The organism is Lentzea sp. NPDC051208 (assembly GCF_040682435.1).
In the GTDB taxonomy this organism is placed as follows: domain Bacteria; phylum Actinomycetota; class Actinomycetes; order Mycobacteriales; family Pseudonocardiaceae; genus Lentzea; species Lentzea kristufekii.
In genome coordinates this window covers 59,633-80,660 of record NZ_JBFBAW010000013.1, presented here as the reverse complement: position 1 = coordinate 80,660, position 21,028 = coordinate 59,633, and the positions used below count along the sequence as shown (strand labels likewise).

At 68.2% G+C, this 21,028-nt stretch carries 21 protein-coding genes; 15 read left to right on the top strand and 6 right to left on the bottom strand.

What is annotated here, in order from left to right; all coding sequences use genetic code 11:
• Positions 1-15: 15 nt before the first annotated feature.
• Positions 16-279 carry an AzlD domain-containing protein gene (locus AB0M48_RS29160; RefSeq protein WP_363848541.1) on the top strand — a complete coding sequence of 88 codons (264 nt, stop codon included), beginning with the start codon at positions 16-18 and terminating at the stop codon, positions 277-279.
• A gap of 8 nt (positions 280-287) precedes the next feature.
• Here the strand turns inward: AB0M48_RS29160 and AB0M48_RS29155 are convergent, their stop codons facing one another.
• Entirely contained in the window at positions 288-728 is a 441-nt protein-coding gene (locus tag AB0M48_RS29155) for an Lrp/AsnC family transcriptional regulator (RefSeq protein ID WP_086667810.1), read from the bottom strand.
• A gap of 74 nt (positions 729-802) precedes the next feature.
• On the opposite strand from AB0M48_RS29155, the gene AB0M48_RS29150 reads away from it, so the two are divergent.
• From AB0M48_RS29150 to AB0M48_RS29135, 4 genes are all read left to right on the top strand, one after another.
• Complete coding sequence (locus AB0M48_RS29150; protein WP_363848025.1) at positions 803-1,990, top strand: PLP-dependent transferase; 1,188 nt, start codon at positions 803-805, stop codon at positions 1,988-1,990.
• A 138-nt stretch (positions 1,991-2,128) separates the two neighbouring features.
• Positions 2,129-3,463, top strand: coding sequence for an amino acid permease (locus tag AB0M48_RS29145; RefSeq protein WP_363848539.1), 1,335 nt, complete (start codon positions 2,129-2,131; stop codon positions 3,461-3,463).
• Positions 3,464-3,522: 59 nt separating this feature from the next.
• The gene (pdxT, locus tag AB0M48_RS29140; RefSeq protein ID WP_363848022.1) at positions 3,523-4,146 is read left to right on the top strand and encodes a pyridoxal 5'-phosphate synthase glutaminase subunit PdxT; all 624 of its coding nucleotides are present in this window, start codon (positions 3,523-3,525) and stop codon (positions 4,144-4,146) included.
• On the top strand, positions 4,143-4,892 hold the full coding sequence (locus AB0M48_RS29135; protein WP_319987189.1) for a YebC/PmpR family DNA-binding transcriptional regulator: 750 nt from the start codon (positions 4,143-4,145) through the stop codon (positions 4,890-4,892). The genes pdxT and AB0M48_RS29135 overlap by 4 nt, the downstream gene beginning before the upstream one ends.
• 55 nt (positions 4,893-4,947) lie before the next feature.
• Here AB0M48_RS29135 and AB0M48_RS29130 read toward each other — a convergent pair whose 3' ends face one another.
• On the bottom strand, positions 4,948-5,106 hold the full coding sequence (locus tag AB0M48_RS29130; protein ID WP_363848019.1) for a DUF397 domain-containing protein: 159 nt from the start codon (positions 5,104-5,106) through the stop codon (positions 4,948-4,950).
• Positions 5,103-5,939, bottom strand: a complete 837-nt coding sequence (locus tag AB0M48_RS29125) for a helix-turn-helix transcriptional regulator (RefSeq protein ID WP_363848016.1) — start codon at positions 5,937-5,939, stop codon at positions 5,103-5,105. Before AB0M48_RS29125 ends, AB0M48_RS29130 begins: the two co-directional genes overlap by 4 nt.
• Positions 5,940-6,066: 127 nt before the next feature.
• On the opposite strand from AB0M48_RS29125, the gene AB0M48_RS29120 reads away from it, so the two are divergent.
• Both AB0M48_RS29120 and AB0M48_RS29115 read left to right on the top strand, forming a co-directional pair.
• Positions 6,067-6,567 (top strand): DUF4262 domain-containing protein, encoded by a 501-nt coding sequence (locus AB0M48_RS29120; RefSeq protein WP_363848013.1) that lies wholly within the window; start codon positions 6,067-6,069, stop codon positions 6,565-6,567.
• On the top strand, positions 6,564-7,028 hold the full coding sequence (locus tag AB0M48_RS29115) for a GNAT family N-acetyltransferase (RefSeq protein WP_363848010.1): 465 nt from the start codon (positions 6,564-6,566) through the stop codon (positions 7,026-7,028). The genes AB0M48_RS29120 and AB0M48_RS29115 overlap by 4 nt, the downstream gene beginning before the upstream one ends.
• 336 nt (positions 7,029-7,364) lie before the next feature.
• On the opposite strand, the gene AB0M48_RS29110 is transcribed toward AB0M48_RS29115, so the two are convergent.
• Positions 7,365-7,928 (bottom strand): TIGR03086 family metal-binding protein, encoded by a 564-nt coding sequence (locus AB0M48_RS29110; protein WP_363848007.1) that lies wholly within the window; start codon positions 7,926-7,928, stop codon positions 7,365-7,367.
• 149 nt (positions 7,929-8,077) lie between these two features.
• Between AB0M48_RS29110 and AB0M48_RS29105 the strand changes: the two genes are divergently transcribed.
• Complete coding sequence (locus tag AB0M48_RS29105) at positions 8,078-9,547, top strand: peptide MFS transporter (RefSeq protein WP_363848005.1); 1,470 nt, start codon at positions 8,078-8,080, stop codon at positions 9,545-9,547.
• Between the two features lie 161 nt (positions 9,548-9,708).
• Here AB0M48_RS29105 and AB0M48_RS29100 read toward each other — a convergent pair whose 3' ends face one another.
• Positions 9,709-10,989, bottom strand: a complete 1,281-nt coding sequence (locus AB0M48_RS29100) for a cytochrome P450 (protein ID WP_363848002.1) — start codon at positions 10,987-10,989, stop codon at positions 9,709-9,711.
• Between the two features lie 31 nt (positions 10,990-11,020).
• Positions 11,021-11,614: a TetR/AcrR family transcriptional regulator gene (locus tag AB0M48_RS29095; protein WP_090066997.1), complete on the bottom strand. Its 594-nt coding sequence runs from the start codon at positions 11,612-11,614 to the stop codon at positions 11,021-11,023.
• Between the two features lie 154 nt (positions 11,615-11,768).
• On the opposite strand from AB0M48_RS29095, the gene AB0M48_RS29090 reads away from it, so the two are divergent.
• From AB0M48_RS29090 to AB0M48_RS29060, 7 genes are all read left to right on the top strand, one after another.
• The gene (locus AB0M48_RS29090) at positions 11,769-11,921 is read left to right on the top strand and encodes a hypothetical protein (protein ID WP_363847997.1); all 153 of its coding nucleotides are present in this window, start codon (positions 11,769-11,771) and stop codon (positions 11,919-11,921) included.
• A gap of 235 nt (positions 11,922-12,156) precedes the next feature.
• A complete protein-coding gene (locus AB0M48_RS29085) occupies positions 12,157-15,030 on the top strand; it encodes a PQQ-dependent sugar dehydrogenase (RefSeq protein WP_363847994.1) in 2,874 nt (957 codons plus the stop codon).
• Positions 15,031-15,280: 250 nt separating this feature from the next.
• On the top strand, positions 15,281-16,369 hold the full coding sequence (locus AB0M48_RS29080; RefSeq protein WP_363847992.1) for a glutamate-cysteine ligase family protein: 1,089 nt from the start codon (positions 15,281-15,283) through the stop codon (positions 16,367-16,369).
• Positions 16,366-17,670 carry an ergothioneine biosynthesis protein EgtB gene (egtB, locus tag AB0M48_RS29075; protein WP_363847990.1) on the top strand — a complete coding sequence of 435 codons (1,305 nt, stop codon included), beginning with the start codon at positions 16,366-16,368 and terminating at the stop codon, positions 17,668-17,670. Before AB0M48_RS29080 ends, egtB begins: the two co-directional genes overlap by 4 nt.
• 4 nt (positions 17,671-17,674) lie before the next feature.
• Positions 17,675-18,400 carry an ergothioneine biosynthesis protein EgtC gene (gene egtC / locus AB0M48_RS29070; protein ID WP_363847987.1) on the top strand — a complete coding sequence of 242 codons (726 nt, stop codon included), beginning with the start codon at positions 17,675-17,677 and terminating at the stop codon, positions 18,398-18,400.
• Positions 18,397-19,368 carry an L-histidine N(alpha)-methyltransferase gene (gene egtD, locus AB0M48_RS29065; protein WP_363847984.1) on the top strand — a complete coding sequence of 324 codons (972 nt, stop codon included), beginning with the start codon at positions 18,397-18,399 and terminating at the stop codon, positions 19,366-19,368. Before egtC ends, egtD begins: the two co-directional genes overlap by 4 nt.
• A 63-nt stretch (positions 19,369-19,431) precedes the next feature.
• Positions 19,432-21,027 (top strand): alpha/beta hydrolase, encoded by a 1,596-nt coding sequence (locus AB0M48_RS29060; protein ID WP_363847982.1) that lies wholly within the window; start codon positions 19,432-19,434, stop codon positions 21,025-21,027.
• The last annotated feature ends 1 nt before the right edge of the window (position 21,028 follow it).

Below are 21,028 nucleotides of genomic sequence, written 5' to 3'. Positions count from 1 at the left end.
GCCGGCACGTTCGCCATGCGGTTCGCCGGACCCCTGCTGCGCGACCGCGTGACGCTTCCGGAACGGGTGCGCGAACTGATGTCGGCCTCCGCGACGGTGTTGCTCCTGGCACTGGTGGCGGTCTCGGCGTTGACGAGCGGCAAGCAGTTCGGCGGCTGGGCGCTCGCCATCGGAGTCGCGGTCGGCGGTCTGGCGGCGTGGCGGAAACTGCCATTCGTCGCCGTCATCGTGCTGGCCGCGGTGACGACGGCGGGACTAAGGCTCGCCGGCGTGGCGTAAGGAATCGATCAATGCTTCCTGACGTGCGAAAAAAGCAGGTTCGTATGAACCTCTGTCACCTCTCGGCGGCTCGTGAACTTGTCGAGCACGAGTCGTTGGAGATGACCAACGTCCGATACCGCGACGTGCACCAGAAAATCTTCTGGACCTGTCACGTGTGAGAGCGCGAGCGTTTCGGGGAGCGACAGCACGTAAGCCATGAACGGGTCGACGATCTCCTTGGTGTGCGGCCGGATCTTCACCGCGAGCATCGCCTGCACGTGCTGCCCGATCGCGTTCGGATCGATCTCGGCGTGGTAGCCGGTGATCACGCCGCGCTCCCGCAGGGCCCGGTGCCGGACCACCGCCGTGGACTGCGCCACGTTGACCCGTTCGGCCAGGTCCTTGTTCTGCAGCCGCGCGTCCTTCCGCAGCTCCCGCACGATGGCCTCGTCGATCGAATCCAGCACGGCTCTTCTCCGTTCCGCCGAATTGCCTGCGGTGTTGTGTCCGCTCCGCCGAGGAAGTCTCCACCATTCGGGCCATGACGCGCATCGAGACCATCGCAGTGCACGGCGGCCGCGACGACCTCGCGGAGCTCGGCGTGCACGCTCCCCCCATCGACCTGTCCACCACCTACCCCGTGCCTGACCAGGCGCTCGGCGGGGAAGCCCTGGGCGAGTGGGCCACCGGTGCCGCACGGGCCGCCTCGCCGGTCTACGCGCGGCTGCACAACCCGACCGTGGCCCGGTTCGAGCAGGCGCTCGCGGCTCTCGAACGCACCGAGACGTCCGTGGCGTTCGGAAGTGGCATGGCCGCGGTGACCGCCGTGATCCAGGCCGCCTGCGTGATGGCGGGAAAGCCGCACGTCGTAGCCGTGCGGCCGTTGTACGGCGGCACGGACCACCTGTTGTCGTCCGGTCTCCTGGGCGTCACGACGACGTACGTCGAAGCGGGCCTGGTGTCCTCCGCGATCCGGCCGGACACCGGGCTCGTGGTCGTCGAGACCCCGGCCAACCCCAACCTGGACCTCGTCGACATCGAGCACGTCGTGCGCCAGGCAGGCTCCGTGCCGGTGATGGTCGACAACACCTTCGCGACGCCGATCCTGCAGAACCCCGCGCTGCACGGCGCCTCCTACGTGCTGCACTCCGGCACCAAGTACCTCGGCGGGCACGGTGACGTGCTCGGCGGCGTCGTGGCCTGTTCGGAGTCGCTCGCGGCGGCGTTGCGGCAGGTCAGGATCATCACGGGCGCCGTCCTGCACCCCCTGGGCGGCTACCTGCTGCACCGCGGGCTGGCCACCCTGCCGTTGCGCGTCGAGGCGGCCTCCCGTTCGGCTGCTCTCCTGGCCTCGCGGCTGTCCGAGCATGACGCCGTGGAGTTCGTGCGCTACCCGTCCACGTCACGGCAGATGCGCGGAACGGGCGCGATGATCGCGTTCGGTGTGCACGGCGATCCGGTCGAGGTCGTGCGCAGGCTGAAGCTCATCACGCCGGCCGTCTCATTGGGTTCGGTGGACACCCTGATCGAGCACCCCTCGGCTTTGACCCACCGCCTGGTGCCAGGAGAAGAACTGCGTGCATCTGGCGTTCCGGACAATTTGCTGCGCATTTCCGTGGGTCTCGAGCATGTCGAAGACATTTGGGATGACCTAAACGCAGCGCTCTGTGACGTCGCTTACGTTAAGTCTTCCCCAACTGATTTCTTGGTGATGACCGCCACTCGCTAGGGTTCCCCGAATCAGCGCGTCGGGGCGCGGGAGGTTCCGACGCGAGCATTTTTCCGTTTCGGAAGGAACCTCCTCGTGAGTTCTGTGGAAACTGATGCGGACGGCTACACCAAGGCGTTGAGCAAGCGCCAGGTGCAGATGATCGCAATCGGTGGCGCGATCGGCGTCGGCCTTTTCCTGGGTGCGGGCGGGCGCCTCGCCACAGCGGGGCCGTCGCTGATCCTGTCTTACGCGGTGTGCGGCCTCGCGGCGTTCTTCGTCATGCGCGCGCTGGGCGAACTCGTGCTCCACCGGCCCGTGTCCGGCAGCTTCGTCGAGTACGCCCGCGAGTTCATCGGCCCGTGGGCCGGCTTCACCTCGGGCTGGCTGTACTGGCTGAACTGGGCCATGACGGGCATCGCCGAGATCACCGCCGTCGCGATCTACATGCACAAGTGGTTCCCGGACCTGCCGCAGTGGATCACCGCGCTGGTGGCCCTGTTCGTGCTCGTCGCGATCAACATGCTGTCCGTCAAGCTCTTCGGTGAGCTGGAGTTCTGGTTCAGCGTCATCAAGGTGACCGCGATCGTCGTCTTCCTCGTCGTGGGCACCGGCCTGGTCATCGGAAACGCGGACGTCGGCGGCACCACGGCGTCGGTCTCGAACACCCTGGGCCACGGCGGCCTGTTCCCGGCGGGCTTCGGCATCGCGTTGATGACGTTGCAGGCCGTGGTGTTCGCCTACTCGGCCATCGAGCTCGTCGGCATCGCCGCGGGCGAGACCAAGGACCCCGAGAAGATCATGCCGCGCGCCATCAACGGCGTGGTCTACCGCATCGCGATCTTCTACGTCGGTTCGGTGCTGCTGCTCACGATGTTGTTGCCGTGGGACCACTTCACCGGCACCGAGTCGCCGTTCGTGACCGTGTTCTCGGCGCTGGGCGTCCCGGTGGTCGGCGACATCATGAACGCCGTGGTGCTGACCGCCGCGTTGTCCTCGTGCAACTCGGGCCTGTACTCCACCGGCCGCATCCTGCGCTCGCTGGCGCAGAAGGGTGAGGCCCCGGCCGTCACCGCCAAGATGAACTCCCGGCACGTGCCGTACGGCGGCATCCTGTTCACCGGTGTCGCGTACCTGTTCGGCGTGGTGCTCAACTACACCGTGCCGAAGGAGGCCTTCGACATCGCGATCGCCGTCGCGTCGCTGGGTGTCGTGTCGACCTGGGCCACGTTGATCATCTGCCAGCTCCGCCTGCGCAAAAAGGCGTTGGCGGGGGAGATCACGCGGCCGTCCTACCGGATGCCCGGCGCGCCCTACACCTCGTACGGGACGTTGGCGTTCCTCGCGCTGGTGATCGGGCAGATGGCCTTCGCCGGCACCGCCGAGAAGATCGCGTTCTGGTCGATCCCGGTGGTCGCGCTGGTCCTGTTCCTCGGGTGGCGCTTCGTGAAGTCGCGCGAGGCGCAGCAGGAGGAACTCGTCACCGTCGACTGACCTGGCGTCGCCCGGAGGGCAGCGCAGCGAGGTCGTGGACCTCGAATATGCTGGTGAGCATGGTTGCAGCCCCACCCGTCATCGGCGTGCTAGCCCTCCAGGGCGACGTCCAGGAACACCTCGTGTCGCTCGCGAAGTGCGATGTCACCGCACGCCCCGTCCGCCGCGCCGAGGAGTTGGACGAGCTCGACGGCATCGTCATCCCCGGCGGCGAGTCGACGACCATGAGCAAGCTCCTGGTGAACTTCGAGCTGCTGGAGCCGCTGCGCGCCAAGATCAAGGCCGGGTTCCCCGCCTACGGGTCGTGCGCGGGCATGATCCTGCTGGCCGAGCAGGTCCTGGACGGCCGGGAGGACCAGGAGCAGCTCGGCGGCCTGGCCGTCACGGTCCGGCGCAACGCGTTCGGCAGGCAGATCGACTCGTTCGAGACCGACCTCGACCTGGCCGGAGAGACGGTTCACGCCGTGTTCATCCGGGCACCTTGGGTGGAGGCGGTGAGCGGGGAGGTCGAGGTTCTCGCTACGGTGCCTGTTACGGCTGAGGCGGGAGACGCCGCCGGTAGGATCGTCGCGGTCAGGCAGGGCAACGTGCTGGCGACGGCGTTCCACCCGGAGCTCACGGGTGACGAGCGTGTTCACCGACTGTTCGTTGACATGGTTCGCGGTTCGACGGAGGAGAAATGAGCGGCCACTCCAAGTGGGCGACCACCAAGCACAAGAAGGCCGCTATTGACGCCAAGCGCGGCAAGCTCTTCGCGCGGCTGATCAAGAACATCGAGGTCGCGGCTCGCACAGGTGGCGGCGACCCCGACGGCAACCCGACGCTGTACGACGCGATCCAGAAGGCCCGCAAGAACTCGGTGCCGCTGGACAACATCGAGCGCGCCCGCAAGCGCGGCGGCGGCGAGGAAGCCGGCGGCGCCGACTGGCAGACGATCATGTACGAGGGCTACGGCCCCAACGGCGTCGCGGTGCTCATCGAGTGCCTCACGGACAACCGCAACCGCGCCGCCACCGAGGTCCGCACGGCCATGACCCGCAACGGCGGTTCGATGGCCGACCCCGGCTCGGTGTCGTACATGTTCAGCCGCAAGGGCGTCGTGATCGTGCCGAAGGCGGGCACGAACGAGGACGACGTCATGCTGGCCGTTCTGGAAGCCGGTGCCGAGGAGGTCAACGACCTGGGCGAGGCCTTCGAGGTCGTGTCCGAGGCCGGCGACCTGATCCCGGTCCGCAAGGCGCTGCAGGACGCGGGCATCGACTACGAGTCGGCGGAGTCGAGCTTCATGCCGTCGGTGTCGGTGCAGCTCGAGGCCGAGGGCGCCAAGAAGATCTTCAAGCTGATCGACGCGCTGGAGGACTGCGACGACGTGCAGAACGTCTTCGCGAACTTCGACGTGTCGGACGAGGTCATGGCCGAGGTCGGCTGACCCTCAGCGACAGCACGAACGCCGGTCACGCAGCAGCGTGGCCGGCGTTTCTGCATCACCGCGACCGAACGACCTTCAAGAACGCCGCCCAGGCTTCGGAGGAGACCGGGAGATGGGTCGAGGGCGCCTTGCTGTCCCGGATGCCCACGCCGTGGCCCACCTCGACGCAGTTGTCGCCGCTGCCGCTGTAGCTGCTCTTGCGCCAGTTGGTCATTGGAGGTCCTCCAAGATGCTGTTGATCACCGCCCTCGATTGTTCCTCATCCATTGCGATGGCTGCGAGGTCCTTCAGGATGTTCTCGTAGGTCTCGACGGTCTCCTTGTCATCGAAGAACAGGCAGCACTTGACGCTCTCGACGTAGACGACCGGTGGGAACTTCGGGAACTTCATCACCCGGAAGTCGCCTGAGGTGCCCGCGTGCATGCCGACCGAGCGAGGGATGACTCGCAGACTGATGTACTTCCGCACCGACATCCGCAGGAGGTGTGCGAGCTGCTCCCGCCACACCTCCTCACCACCGACCGGCAGCCGCAACGCCTGTTCGTGGATGTAGAAGGTGAAAGTGCGATCAGGTTCGAGGATCTCCGCTCGCGCCACTCTTGCAGCGGTGACACGGGGGACGTCCTCGGATTTGACCACTGGTGAATGGTCGGTGACCACATAGGCGTACTCGGGAATCTGGAGAAGGCCCGGCACGAGGATCATCGACCAACAGTCGATCTGGTTGGCGTTCTTCTCCTGCTCGATCAGCGTGCGGACCTGGTCCGGCACGCCGTCCTCGGGCATCTGCAGCCAGACGTTCCCCGACTCGCGGAACAGCTCGATCAGCCGTTCGCGTTCCTCCAGCGGTGTGCGGCAGTAAGCGAGAAGTTCGCGCACTTCGGACTCGTTCACTCCGCCCTTGCCGGCGAGCATGTCGGACAACTTCGCCTCTTGCCAGCCGAGCGCCTCGGCGAGCTGGCGCTGGGTCAGGCCGGTGCTCTCGACGGCGGCCCGGACGCCGTTGCCGAACTCGCGGCCCACCACGCTGGACGATCTCTTGGGCATGGACGGACGGTAGGGGCAGGGACCGTGAAAGCTCTATCGTTTCGCGCCAAATCTGCCTGAAGGTGGGAGCGTTGGAACAGCTCCAAGCAGGCATAAGGCGCCGGGGAGGTGCCGTAGGCTGGGTGTCGTGCTTTCCGACGAAGACATCGAGCTGCGCGCCCGCCTGCTCTCCGCGGCCGACCGGTTCGGCCACACCAACATCGTCGTGAACCCGGACGCCGAGGGGCCCGGGTACGTGTTCTCGGTGGGGGCCTGGCGCCGGTTCGGCGTGGCCGAGGCGGTGGTGATCGGACTGCCGCAGGGCATGGGCGAGATGCTGATCAACCTGTACGTCAAGCGGGCCAGCGAGGGCGAGCGGTTCCTGCCCGGCAAGCTCTACGACGACTTCTTCGAAGGGGTGCCCGTCGCGTTCGAACGCGTCTACAAGGGCTTCTACCCCGAGTTCTTCGGGAGCGCGTACCTGCTCTACGACGGGTCGGACTTCGCGGCCTTGCAGATCATCGTGCCGACGCCGCAGGGGCAGTGGCCGTGGCAGCCGGACGCGCCGGAGGGGTTCCACGACCACCAGATCATCCTCACCGAGAGCGGGCTGCCGGAGAGCTGGACGCCGGGGGTCACCGGGCCGTGAACGTCCACATCGGACCGTTGACCCGCGAGCACGCCGGTGAGGTCATGACGATCCAGCGGGCCGCGTACCTCGCGGAAGCCAGGCGGTACGGGGCGTGGGACCTGCCGCCGCTCGTCGAGACGCTCGACGAGATCCGGCGCCACCTCGGGGACGGCACGCCGGCGTTCGGCGCGTTCGTCGGGGCGCGGCTCGTCGGGTCGGTGCGCAGCCGGGTCGACGGCGAGCGGATGGAGGTCGCCCGGCTGGCCGTCGCACCGGACGTGCAGGGCGGCGGAGTGGGGCGCAGGCTCCTCGAAGCGATCAGCGCAGCGCCCGCGGACGTGAAGGTCGTCTGGTTGTTCACCGGCGCCGAGAGCGACGAGAACATCAGGTTCTACGAGAGCGCCGGGTTCGTCCGGGTCAGCGAGCACCTCGACGCCGTCGGGATCAGGTGCGTCACTCTGGAGCAGAAGGTCATCTGACGTTCAGGGGCCGGTCATGAGCGGCTGGCATGGTCTGGAAGCGGTCCACCCATGACCCACCACCGGTGCGGACGTCGATCACACGTCGGCTGATCCGTCCGGCACCCACCGCCCTCGGCGCATCCGGCGCCGGGGGCGGTGTCGTGTTCCAGGGGGAGACCAAACCGTTGTCCGGAGGTCGTTGTCCGCTTTCCCGGCGCCGACACCGGACAACGATCTACCTGTAGAAATGCGGTGCGATCGACGGTCCGGGGGGATCCGGCGATCGCTGCCGGGGGAGGAGCGCCCCGCACCGCGGGAGGCACAGGGGGATGCGGTGCGGGGCGCTTCGGAAACCTAGGGCTTGCGTCCCAGCAGCCCGATCAGTCGTGTCTGGTCGTCCGCGTCCGGCGCCACCGGAACGGGCGAGTCGAACATCGGCGACGCGCTCCACTCGTCGATGTTGCGCTCGACGTACTTCAGCACGGTCGAGGCGAGATCGGGATCGATGCGTTCGTCGGCACCGATCGACCGCGCCAGGTCCCACGCGTGAACGGCGAGGTCCGTGGTCATCTGCCAGCAGTACTCCTCGGCGTCCAGCTTCCCCGACGACACGGTCACGGGTTTCGCCAGCGCGAACGGCCCCAGCCACGCCTCGCGCGCCGCCGCGGCCGCCACGACCCAGGACACGAGCGGGTCGTCGCCCAGGTTGTCGTGGTCGAACCGGTCGCCGACCTGCGCGGCCGTGCAGCCGGCCAGCAGTTCGGGCGCCCAGAGCTGCTCGTAGACGAGATGGCCGACGAGGTCTCTGACCGACCACTCCCGGCAGGGGGTGCCGAGCGACCACTGGTCCGGTGCGATCTGCCGGACCCTGCGGTCGAACTCCGTCATCGCCACGCCGTGCGCCTGGATCAAGTCCATCCCAGCAGTGCATCAAATCTCGGCCAACTGCGCACCCTGGCGTGAGAGTTCGGCCACTTGGACGCAACCTCGATTTCAAACAGTACGAGCGTTCGGCGTAATCTCGACCGGATCCGCCGTGACAAAGTTGACACGAGAGGGCGATGACTGTGAGCGCTCCTAGCGCCAGCATCTCCGCGCAGGACAAGGGATTCTTCGGGCACCCCCGAGGCCTGTCCACGCTGTTCTTCACCGAACTCTGGGAACGGTTCTCGTTCTACGGGATGAAGGCCATCCTCGGCCTCTACCTGTGGACAGCCGTGGCCGAGGGAGGTCTCGGCGTCGACAAGGCGCTCGCCCTGTCCGTCGTGGCCATCTACGGCACCGCCGTCTACATGTCCGGTGTCGCGGGCGGCTGGCTGGCCGACCGCGTCTGGGGCGGTCAGCGCTCGGTGTTCTACGGCGGCATCCTGATCATGCTCGGCCACATCTCGCTGGCCCTGCCGATCGGCCTCGCGGGCGTCTACACCGGCCTGGTGTTCATCGTGCTCGGCACGGGCCTGCTCAAGCCGAACATCTCGACCGTCGTCGGCGGCCTCTACGAGCAGCACGACACCCGCCGCGACGCGGGGTTCACGATCTTCTACATGGCCATCAACATCGGTGGCTTCATCTCGCCGCTGATCACCGGCGCGCTCGCGGACGGCCTCGGCTTCCACTGGGGCTTCAGCGTGGCCGCGGTCGGCATGGCGCTCGGCCTGATCCAGTACCGGTACGGCCGCAAGAACCTGCGCGGCTCGGCCGCCGTGGCGCCGAACCCGTTGCCCTCGCAGGAGAAGGGCCGCATCTACGGCCTGATCGGCCTCATCGCCGCGGCGATCGTCGGCCTGGGCGTGCTGGCGTTCTTCCTCGGCGGTGTCGAGGGCGTCATCCTGATGATCAGCATCATGTCCGTCGTGCTGCCGATCGGCTACTTCACCGTCATGCTGCGCAGCAAGAAGACGCTGCCGCACGAGCGTCCGCGGGTCGTCGCCTACATCCCGCTGTTCATCGCGGCGGCGATGTTCTGGCTGATCTTCGAGCAGAGCGCGTCGGTCATCGCGGAGTTCGCCGACTCGAACGTCGACAACCACGTGTTCGGCTGGGAGTTCCCGGTCGCCTGGTTCCAGTCGATCAACCCGATCATGATCATCGTGCTGGCGCCGGTGTTCGCGCTGCTGTGGGTGAAGCTCGCGAACCGCGCGCCGTCCACGCCGCGCAAGTTCGCGGGCGCGCTGGTGCTCGTCGGCCTGTCGTTCGTGCTCATGTACTTCGCGAGCAACTCGGCCGCCGACGGCAAGGTGACGCCGCTCTGGCTCGTAGTGATGTTCCTGATCATGACCGCCGGTGAGCTCATGCTCTCGCCGGTCGGCCTGTCGGTCACGACGAAGCTGGCGCCCAGGGCGTTCGCCTCGCAGACGATGGGCCTGTGGTTCCTGGCGAGCTCGGCCGGGTCCGGTGTGGCCGCGCAGCTCGTGAAGTTCTACACGACGAGCCCGTCGGCGTACTTCCTCACGCTGGGCGGCGCTGCCGTCGTCCTCGGCGCCGGCCTGGCCGTGGCGGCCCCGGCGATCAAGAAGCTGATGTCGGGCGTCGAGTAAGTCCTGGACGAGGGAGAGGGAGGCCCGTCGCGGCGGCGGTGCGGCGGGTCTCCCTCTCACTTCTAAGAATGCACTACGCAGATGTGTCATTGGGGCACGAACATTGCTCCAGCCGGGTGAAGTCGAGCACTCGCCGCAACGAAATTAGCCCCAGGTCAGCATTAGTTCACCGTCAGTGATCGGCTGCTTTCGTTGGCCCGCACCGGAAGTCGCAACGCGCCGCGGATGAGCTTCGAGCGCCTGCGCGTCACCGGGCCGTCCGCCGCGAGCCTCGGGAAGCGCTTGAAGAGCTCGTGCAACGCCAGCGTGCCCTCGATGCGGCTCAGACCAGCGCCGATGCAGTAGTGGATGCCCGCGCTGAACGCGAGGTGCTCGCGCGCGTTGGACCGCGTGGGGTCGAACTTCAGCGGGTCGGAGAACACCCGCGGGTCGCGGTTCGCGGCCGCCAGCATCAGCATCACCGGCATGCCTTTCGGCAGCGACACCCCGGCCAGTTCGAGACGTTCTCCCGGCCAGCGGATCGTGTACTGCACGGGCGGGTCGAGCCGCAGCACCTCCTCGACGAACCCCTCGGCGTACTCGGGGCTCTGGGCCAGCGGCGCCACGGTGTGCGGGTTCTCGAACGCCTTCAGCACGCCGTTGCTGATCAGGTTGACCGTCGTCTCGAACCCCGCGAAGAGCAACAACCCCGTCGTGGCGACGAGATCCTCGCGGCTGAGGTCCTCGTGCCGCGTCACCAGGTGGCTGACGATGTCGTCCTGGGGGTTGCGGCGGCGTTCCTCGATCAGGACGTCGATGAAGTCGTTGTACTCGATGATCGTGGCGTGCAGGTTCTTCAGCTGCTGGTGCGACCACACGCCGTCGAGCGTCTCCGCCAGGGCGCTGCCCCAGCGGGCGAAGAGGTCCTTGTGGTCGTCGGGCACGCCCAGCAGGTCGGCGATGACCTGGATCGGCACCTGCGAGGCGAACTCGGTGACGACGTCGAAGTGGTCGCCCAGCCGGTCGAGGTGGTCGGTCACGATCTTCTGGATGGACGCCGTGCGGTCCTTCAGCGCCCGTGGCGTGAAGAACGGCTGCACGAGCTTGCGCAGGCGGGTGTGGTCCGGCGGGTTCTTCATCAGGAACGAGTCCTGCACCGGGTTGACGATCTTCTCGCCGTCCTTGAACAACGTGATCGGCACCATCGACGCCTCGTCGAAGGTCGCGGTGACGAACCTGTTGTCCCGCAGCACCGAATCGCAGATCTCGCGGCTCGGCGTGACGTAGGCGCCCATGCGGCTGCGCACCATGTCGCCCTTGGCGCGCACCTTCTCGTACATCGCGTACGGGTCGCGGTCCGGCGGGGAGGCCATGACGCCCGCGTACGGGTCACCGATCAGGGCGTAGCCGCGGACGAGCGTGCGCAGCGCGAAGAACTGGGCGGCGGTCTTCAGCGTGGACATGTGTCCACAGTGAGGTTTACGCGAAGAACCTTCAAGAGTTGCGGCGGTGTCGCCGCACGGTTTCTTCCACGAGATCGAGAACGGGTTCCATGTCGTCGGCCGGGAGCCCCATCGCGAGGTGCGAGACAAGGCCTTCCAGCACGAGTTCCAGGAAGCTCGTCAGCACCGTGACGTCGACGTCGTCGCGCAGGTTGCCGGCCTCGCGCTGCCGGATGAGGCGCTGGCGGGTGGCGGCGGTGAGCTGCTCGCTGCGTTCGGCCCAGCGCGCCCGGAAGTCCGGGTCGGTGCGGAGCCGGCGGGAGACCTCGAGGCGCGTGCCCAGCCAGTCGGCGGCGTGCTCCTCGGTCCGCTTCTCCGGCTCGTCGAGGAGGTCGCGCATGACCTGGACGAGACCTTGTTCGGCGACGACGTCCGCCATCCGGAGCGCGTCGTCCTCGGCCAGTGCGAGGAAGAGCGACTCCTTGTCGCGGAAGTGGTGGAAGATCGCGCCGCGAGAGAGGCTCGTCGCTTCTTCCAGACGGCGTACCGTGGCACCCTCGTAGCCGTGTCGCGCGAAACAGGCACGCGCACCGTCGAGGATCTGACGGCGGCGGGCGTCGAGGTGGTCCTGGCTCACCCTGGGCACCGGTAGATGGTCGCAGGGTGGGGGTGGGAAATCCAATCCGTACGTACGGATTGAACAGGTCCATCGGTGTGATCTTCTCCCGTGATCCCTTTCGTGTGGATCATCGGCCAGGCCTGCGCGAACGGGCGAGGTCCTGCCCATATCCTCTGCCGCCATGGACACCCAGGACATCACCAAGCTGTCGACGCTCGCCGAGCGCCTGGGCTGGCAGCGGCGTGAGTCCACAGGCGTCCACCTGATCGACCTGCTGCTCAGCCGGCCCGCCTCGGATCTGATCGCCGCCCTCGCGGAGAACCGGGACAGATGACGAGTTCTGGTAAGCGCTTTCCAGCACGTCCGGGACGGGGTTGACGCAGCGGCCGCGCGGTGGTGTGATCTGCGCGATAGTCAAGAAAGTTTCCTGTCTAAAACTGAATCCGCCGCCGCTCCGTCGTGATCCCCCGACCCGTCTTGTGGGAGGCACAACAGTGGCACCGAGTAGAAGCCGGGCGTTTCGCGCGTTCGGCGCGATGGGTGTTGCCTGTACAACAGCCGTCGCGGTGATGTCGGTACCGGAGCAGGCCCTCGCGGCGCCGGTGCGGTACGAAGCGGAGAACGCGACGATCTCGCAGGGCGTGGTGGAGTCGAACCACGCCGGGTTCTCCGGGGCCGGGTTCGTGAACGTCGACAACGTCGCGGGGAGCTCGGTCGAGTTCACCGTCACCGCGTCGAAGGCGGGCCAGGCCAAGCTGGTCTTCCGCTACGCCAACGGAACCGCGGACAACCGGCCCGCCGACGTGAGCGTCAACGGCGGCGTCGCCGTCGACGACCGCGCGTTCGCCGGCACCGGCGCGTGGACGACGTGGGTGTCGGCCGAGAACACGGTGAACCTGAACGCGGGCTCGAACAAGATCAAGCTCACGTCCACCGGTGCCACGGGTGGTCCCAACCTCGACTACGTGGAGGTCGAGGAGATCGCGTCCGTTCCCGCGCTGGAGCAGGAGGCGGAGGACGCGACGATCAGCCAGGGCGTCGTCGAGTCGAACTGGGCGGGCTTCTCCGGCCGCGGGTTCGTCAACTACGACAACGCCATCGGCTCGTCGGTCGAGTACGTGATCAACGCCGAGTCCGGCGGCGAGCACGACCTGACGTTCCGCTACGCCAACGGAACCACGACCGACCGCCCGGTCTCGGTGACGGTGGACGGCGCCGCCGCGCAGACCGTCTCGTTCCCCGGCACGGGCGCGTGGACGACGTGGCAGACGCGGACCCTGAAGGTCGCGCTGCACGCCGGTGCGAACAGGATCAAGGCGACCGCCACGACCGCGAACGGCGGCCCGAACGCGGACAAGCTGACCGCGGTGCTGGTCGGCCCGCCCGACGACGAGGCTCCGACGCCGCCGCGCACCCTGCAGTTCGTCAGCTCCACCCACGACTCCGTGTCGCTGAAGTGGGAGGCGGCCACCGACAACGTGGGCGTCACCGGTTACGACGTCTACCAGCACGGCCAGCTCGTCACGAGCGTCGGCAACGTCCTGGAGGCGACCGCGTCCGGCCTGCGCGCCGACACGGAGTACGACTGGACCGTGTTCGCGAAGGACCGCGCGGGCAACGTCTCGCAGGCCTCGAACAACGTGCCGGGCCGCACCAAGCCCGCGCCCGTGGACAACCAGGCGCCCACCACTCCGGGCACCCTGCGGTCCACCGGCGCCACCTCCACCAGCGTCGCCATCGCGTGGGGCGCCTCGAGCGACAACGTGGGCGTCACCGGCTACGAGATCCACTTCGACGGCGCCCTGAAGCAGACCGCGGACGGTTCCGCCACGTCGGCGACCGTCGCCGGCCTGGTGACCGGCCGGACGTACGCGGTGAAGGTGCGGGCCAAGGACGCGGCGGGCAACTTATCGGCGTTCTCGAACGAAATTTCGGTCAAGCCCGCGGCGGGCGGCGGCACCGGTGTGCCGAACCCCGGCACGGTGAAGCAGATCACCGGCGGGGTCGACGTGGCCTGGGGACTCGCGTTCCTGCCCGACGGCTCGGCGCTGGTGACCGAGCGCGAGACGTTCAACGTCCTGCGCGTGACCGAGGCCGGCGCCAAGACCGTCATCGGCAAGGTGCCCGGCGCCATGGGCACCAACGGCGAGGGCGGCGCGCTCGGCATCGAGGTCTCGCCGAACTTCGCCTCCGACCGGTTCGTGTACGTCTACCACACCTACAGCGGCGGGAACCGCCTGGTCAGGGTGCAGTTCGACGGTGCTGCGCTGACCGGCTGGACCACGTTGCTCGACGGTGTGCCGAAGAACCGCTACCACAACGGCGGGCGCCTGCGGTTCAGCCCGGACGGCCGCCACCTGTTCATCTCGACCGGTGACGCGCAGAACGGCAACAACGCGCAGAACCTCAACACCAACGCCGGCAAGATCCTGCGCGTCCACCCGGACGGCTCCATCCCGTCCGACAACCCGTTCCCCGGCAAGGCGATCTGGAGCTACGGCCACCGCAACGTGCAGGGCCTCGACTTCGACTCGCAGGGCCGTCTGTGGGCCTCGGAGTTCGGCAACTCGCAGCAGGACGAGGTCAACCTGATCACCAAGGGCGGCAACTACGGCTGGGAGCCCTGCGAGGGCACGATCGGCAGCTGCGCCGGCACCGTCGGGCCGAAGAAGACCTGGCCGACCTCGCAGGCCTCACCCTCGGGCCTGACGATCATCAACGACCACGTCTTCGTCGCCACCACCGTCGGCCAGCGCATCTACCGGATGCGCATCGACGCGAGCGGCAACCTCGTCGACCAGCAGATCTACTTCCAGGGCACCTACAGCCGCCTGCGCACGGTCGAGGTGGACCAGGAGGGCGACATCTGGCTGACGACGACGACCGACAAGGACGGGTCGGCCGGCAACGACCGGATCCTGCACGTCGACATCGTCTACGAAGGTGGGGGCGGTGCGTTCAAGCTGACGTCCCCGGCGTTCGCGGACGACGCGATGATTCCGGCCAAGCACACGTGCGCCGGTGACGGTGTCGCGGGCCAGGACCCGTCGCCGGCGTTCGCGTGGGGTGAGTCCGCCGGGGCGCAGGCCTACGCCATCGTGTTCGCGGACCGCGTGAACAACGGCAACAAGCTCCACTGGGCGATCTGGGACGTTCCGGGTGCCACCCGTTCGCTGCCGGAGAACCTGGGGGCCGGGTTCGCCGTGCCGGGCCAGGGCTCGGCGAAGCAGAAGGCGATGGGATCCGGTGCCAACGCCCTGAAGTACTTCGGGCCCTGCCCCGGCGGCTCGACCAACCCGTACACGTTCACGTTGTACGCGTTGAACACCACGACGGTGCCCGGCATCACCTCCGGTTCGTCGATGGCGCAGATCGAGACGGCCATCAAGAACGCGTCCACCGCCGGCACCGTGCTGCGCGGCCGTTCGAATGCCAGGACGTAGATCCAGCCTGTGGGACAAGCGCCCGTGTGCACGCGTGCACACGGGCGCTTCACTTGGTTCGCAAGGATTTGAGGGCTGCGAGTGTCAGACCCCGCGTGTAGCGTCGAACGGGCCAGACGATCACGGGGAGTGTGGCAGCGTGACCGCGTTGCGTAACCAACCGGCGCCGGCGAGGTTCGCCGACCGCGCCGAGGCCGAGGCTTATGTGGCCTCGGTCTGTTTCAAACACGGGCCTCCGAGGCTTTTCGGCGTGGAGCTCGAATGGACCGTCCACCACGCCGAAGACCCTGCTCAGGTCCTCGATCGGCACCGGCTCGCCGCCGCTCTCGGCGAACACGCACCACCCACTCTCGTTCCGGACAGCCCGCAGAGGCCGCTTCCCAGCGGCACCCCGCTGACCGTCGAACCGGGCGGGCAGGTCGAGATCTCCACTCCTCCCTGCACCAGCCTCCCGGACCTCTTCTCCACAGTCGCCCAGGACATCTCGCACCTCACCGCCATGCTCGCCGACCACGGTCTCGTGCTCGGCGACAAGGGCGCTGACCTGCACAGATCTCCCACGCGCCTGCTGCAGGTGCCTCGGTACGCCGCGATGGAGCACGCGTTCGGCGAGCTCGGTGCCGACGGCATCTCGATGATGTGCAACACCGCGGGCCTGCAGGTGTGCCTCGACTTCGGCGAGCAGAAGCACCTGCAGGACAGGTGGGCCGCCGTGCACCAGCTCGGGCCGGTGATGATCGCGTTGTTCGCGAACTCGCCGAGCATCGGTGGCATGCACCAGAACTGGGCGTCCGCGCGCATGCGGGCGCTCTACGGCTGTGATCCCGTGCGCACCAGGCCCAGCGCTGTGTGCGCCGATCCGGCCCAGGCCTATGCGCGCAGAGTCGTCGACACCCCCGTCATCGTCGTGCGCGGGCCGGGTCCCGACTGGATCCCGGCGCGCAGGTTCACGTTCGCGGAGTGGGTGGACGGGGCGAACGACCGTGTCCCCACGAGCGACGACCTGGACTACCACATGTCGTTGATGTTCCCGCCGGTCCGGCCGCGCGGGTACATCGAGATCAGATACCTCGACACACCCGCGCCGGGCGGGTGGATCGCGCCGAGTGCGCTGCTCGTGGCGCTGTTCAGCGATCCGTCCGTTGTGGACGGTGTGCTGGCGGCGACCGAACGGGCGGCCGGGCGGTGGCTCGCCGCCGCCCGGCACGGACTGGCGGACGAACGCATCGCGCGTGCCGCGAAAGACGTTGTGGCGCTGGGCATCGAGGCGTTGCCCCGCACCGGACTGTCCCACGACCAGATCGGCGCCATCAGCCGGGAGCTTGAGGGGAAGCTGTGACTCGCCAAATCGATGGAGACGACCTCCGCGAGCGGGTGGCGGGGGAACTGCTGCGCTCGCGCGCGCGTTCCACCGCCCTGACCGACGCCGTCGACGAGCACGACCTCGTGCGGCAGCATTCGAAGCTGATGTCGCCGCTGGTCTGGGACCTGGCGCACATCGGCAACCAGGAAGAGCTGTGGCTCGTTCGCGACGTCGGCGGACGAGAGCCGGTGCGCAGCGACATCGACGAGTACTACGACGCGTTCAAGTTCTCCCGCAGCGTGCGGCCGGAGCTGCCGCTGCTGAACCCTCGTGAAGCCCGCCAGTACGTCGGTGACGTGCGCGGCAAGGTGTTCGACGTGCTGGAGAAGGTGCCGCTGCAGGGGCGTCGGCTCGTCGAGAACGCCTTCGCGTTCGGCATGATCGTGCAGCACGAGCAGCAGCACGACGAGACGATGCTCGCGACGCACCAGTTGCGCACGGGTGAACCGGTGCTGCACGCACCGTTGCCGCCCGGTGGACACCTGGTTCCCACAACGGAAGCGTTCATCCCGGGCGGCCCGTTCGAGATGGGCACGTCGGACGAACCGTGGGCACTCGACAACGAACGTCCGGCGCACGCCGTCCACGTCGACTCGTTCTTCATCGACACGACGCCGGTGACGAACGGCGAGTACGCCGAGTTCGTCCTGGCGGGCGGCTACGACGACCGTCGCCTGTGGACGGACGAGGGCTGGGAGCACCGGACGAACGCCAAGCTCGTGGCGCCGAGGTTCTGGCAACGCGAGGAGAACTCGTTCGTGCGCACGGCGTTCGGCGTGACGGAGCCGATCGTGCCGGACGAACCTGTGGTGCACGTGTGCTACCACGAGGCCCAGGCGTACGCGACGTGGGTGAAGAAGCGCCTGCCCACGGAGGCCGAGTGGGAGAAGGCGGCCCGCTTCGACACCGCCACCGGCAAGACGCGCCGCTACCCGTGGGGTGACGAGGAACCGGCGGAGCAGCACGCGAACCTCAACCAGCGCCACCTGCGCCCGGCCCCGGTCGGCGCCTATCCGGCGGGGGCGTCCCCCGCGGGCGTGCACCAGCTGATCGGCGACGTGTGGGAGTGGACGTCGAGCGACTTCGGGCCCTATCCGGGCTTCGAGGTGTTCCCGTACCGCGAGTACTCCGAGGTCTTCTTCGGCCCGGACTACAAGGTGCTGCGCGGAGGCTCGTTCGGCACCGACAAGTCGGCGATCCGCGCGACGTTCCGCAACTGGGACTACCCGATCCGACGGCAGATCTTCGCGGGCTTCCGCTGCGCCAGGGACGCCTAGGCGGATGTGCCGCCACCTGGCTTACCTGGGCACCGCCGTGCCCATCGGCGGTCCGCTCTACGAGGCACCGCACTCGCTGGAGCACCAGTCCTACGCACCCGGCGACATGCGGGCAGGGGGAACGGTCAACGTCGACGGGTACGGCGTCGGCTGGTTCCCCGGCCCGGTGCGCTACCGGCGGGCCGGCACGCTGTGGAGCGACCCGAACCTGCGCCAGCTCGCGGGCATCGAATCGACGGCCTTCCTGGCCGCGGTCCGGTCCGCGACCACCGGGATGCCGGTGGCGGACGCGGCGTGCGCGCCGTTCACCGACGGCACGTGGCTGTTCAGCCACAACGGGCGCGTCGACGGCTGGCCGCACACCGTCGCCGGGCTGGCGAAGACCCTCGACGTGACCGACCTGCTCACGATGGACGCGCCGACCGACTCCGCGCTGTTGTGGACGGTCCTCAGACGTCGTCTGGAGACCGGGAAGAACCCGGCCCAGGCGCTGGTTGAACTCGTGCGGGAGGTGGCGGACGCGGCGCCGAGGTCGCGCCTGAACTTCCTGCTGACCAACGGAGAAGTGCTCGTGGGGACGACGTGGACACACGCCCTGTGGGTGCTGCAGAAAGGCGAGGGCGTGACACTCGCGTCCGAGCCGCTCGACGACGACCCGGACTGGCGGGAGATCCCCGACCGGCACGTGGTCACCGCCGTTCCATCCACTGTGGAGGTTCGACCTGTATGACCGAGCCGGTGCTGGACGTTCATCTCAAACCGGAGGACGCCGCACACGCGTTACGTGCCGACGTGCGGGCCGGACTGACCGCGGACCCGAAGTGGGTCTCGCCGAAGTGGTTCTACGACGCCGTGGGCAGTGCGCTGTTCGAGGACATCACGCGGTTGCCCGAGTACTACCCGACCCGCGCCGAACGGGAGGTGCTCGCGGAGCGCGCGGGCGAGATCGCGGCGACGACGGGCGCGCATTCGCTGGTGGAGCTGGGTTCCGGCTCGTCGGAGAAGACGCGGCTGCTGCTCAGCGCGTTGCGCGAGCACGGGACGCTGAAGGAGTTCGTGCCGCAGGACGTGTCGGTGTCGGCGCTCACCGAGGCCGCGCACGCGATCATGGCGGACTACCCGGGCCTGCGGGTGCACGGCGTGGTCGGCGACTTCACGCAGCACCTGTCGCTCCTGCCCGGTGAGTCACCGCGCCTGGTCGCGTTCCTGGGCGGCACGATCGGCAACCTCATCCCGGAGGAGCGCGAGAAGTTCCTCCGCACGGTCCGCGACGTGCTGGATCCGGGGGAGTGGCTGCTGCTCGGCACGGACCTCGTCAAGGATCCGGGCACGCTGGTGCGCGCGTACGACGACGCTCAAGGCGTGACGGCGGAGTTCAACCGCAACGTGCTCAACGTGCTGAACCGCGAGGTCGGCGGGGACTTCGACGTCGAGGCGTTCGAGCACGTGGCGTTGTGGAACGCCGAGCAGGAGTGGATCGAGATGCGCCTGCGCGCCAGGCGGGCGATGAGCGTGACGCTCGCCGAACTCGACCTGGTCGTGGAGTTCCAGGAGGGGGAGGAACTGCGCACCGAGGTGTCGGCCAAGTTCCGCGAGGAGGGCGTGCGGCAGGAGCTGGAGGACGCCGGATTCTCGCTGCACCGCTGGTGGACCGACGCCGAAGGCAGGTTCGCGGTCTCGCTAGCCCAAGCGGTGTAACCCAGGTCACAACCCGACGATAGGCGGGTTCACGCGCTGCGTGCTCAGTGGTGGGCTGCATCGATGACTCCTGCAACAACGCGTGCCGTGCGCGTGGCGCTCGTCAGTGCGCTCGCGCTCGGTACCGTCATCACCGGCCTGGGCAGCGCGTCAGCCCAGCCCGAAGCCGCCTCCGCCGTCAGACCCGCCGCGTGGGGGCCGTGCGCGGCGGACGTGCTCGCCGAGATCCCCGCCGCCGAACGCACGAAGGTCAGCTGTGCGGTCCAGACGGTGCCGGTCGACCACTCGCGTCCGCGCGGTGACTCGACCGGCGTCGTCATGATGAAGCGCCCCGCCGGCGACCCCGCGAAGAAGATCGGCTCGCTGTTCATCAACCCCGGCGGCCCCGGCGGCGCCGGCCTGATCTACAGCGCCTACGGCTCCAGCTTCTTCACGCCGGAGATCCTCGAGAAGTTCGACCTCATCGGCTTCGACCCGCGCGGTGTCGGCCGCAGCGCGCCGCTGCGCTGCTTCCGCACCCAGGAGGAGGCCGAGGCGGTGAACGAGGGCTGGTACGCCCTGCCGATCACCAAGGACGAGATCGCCAGCTCGATCCGGCAGTCCAAGGCCTACACGGACTACTGCAAGATCAACGCCGGTCCGCTGCTCAACCACATGTCGACGGAAGCGGTCGCCCGCGACCTCGACGTGATGCGCGAAGCCGTGGGGGACAGGCAGCTCACGTACGTCGGCTTCTCGTACGGCACGCTGCTCGGCGCGACCTACGCGAACATCTTCCCGCACCGGTCTCGTGCCCTGGTGCTGGACGGCAACGTCGACCCGCAGCTGCGCCTGACCAACGGCGCGCAGTACGACCGTGAGCGCGCCCGCGGCTTCGAGATCGCGTTGGACGCGATGCTGAAGCGGTGCGACTCCGTCGGTGTCGAGAGGTGCGCGTTCGCCGGTGACGCGCGCAAGAAGTTCGACAACATCCGGGAAACTCTGCGCAAGGGCCCCACGACGTTGCCCGGCGGCACCCAGGTGACGCTGACCGGCCTCGTCGGCCGCACGGCGAGCAACCTGTACAGCCCGACCACGTTCAAGGCGCTGACGGCGTGGCTGCAGTCGATCCACGCGGCCCAGAACCCCTCCGCCGCGCTGTCCGCCCAGTCCGTTGTGGACGTTCCGGTGCTCAACAACCTCGGCGGCAGGGCCGACGTCCGGGCGCTGCCGGAGACGCCGTACACGAGCGACGACTCGTACTACGCCGTCAACTGCACCGACAAGCCGTTCTCCCGCTCGAACCGCAACTGGGCCCGGACCGCGGACAGGTGGGAGCGCGAGTCGAGGACGTTCGGCCGCTACCAGGCCGCGTCCGACCTGCTGACCTGCCCGACGTGGCCCGCCCGCCACCCGGACCGCTGGATCGGCCCGTGGAACCGCCACACCAAGAACCCGATCGTCGTGGTGGGCAACTACTACGACCCGGCGACGCAGTACCTGTTCTCGGAGCGCATGGCCAAGCAGCTCGGCAACGCGCGACTGATCAGCGTCGACGCGTTCGGTCACTGCATCCTCGGTGACTCGGCCGGCGCCGACGCGGCGGTGACGAGGTACCTCGTCGACCTCACCGCCCCCGCGGACGGCCAAGTGTTCCAGCCGAACGCACAACCTTTCTAGT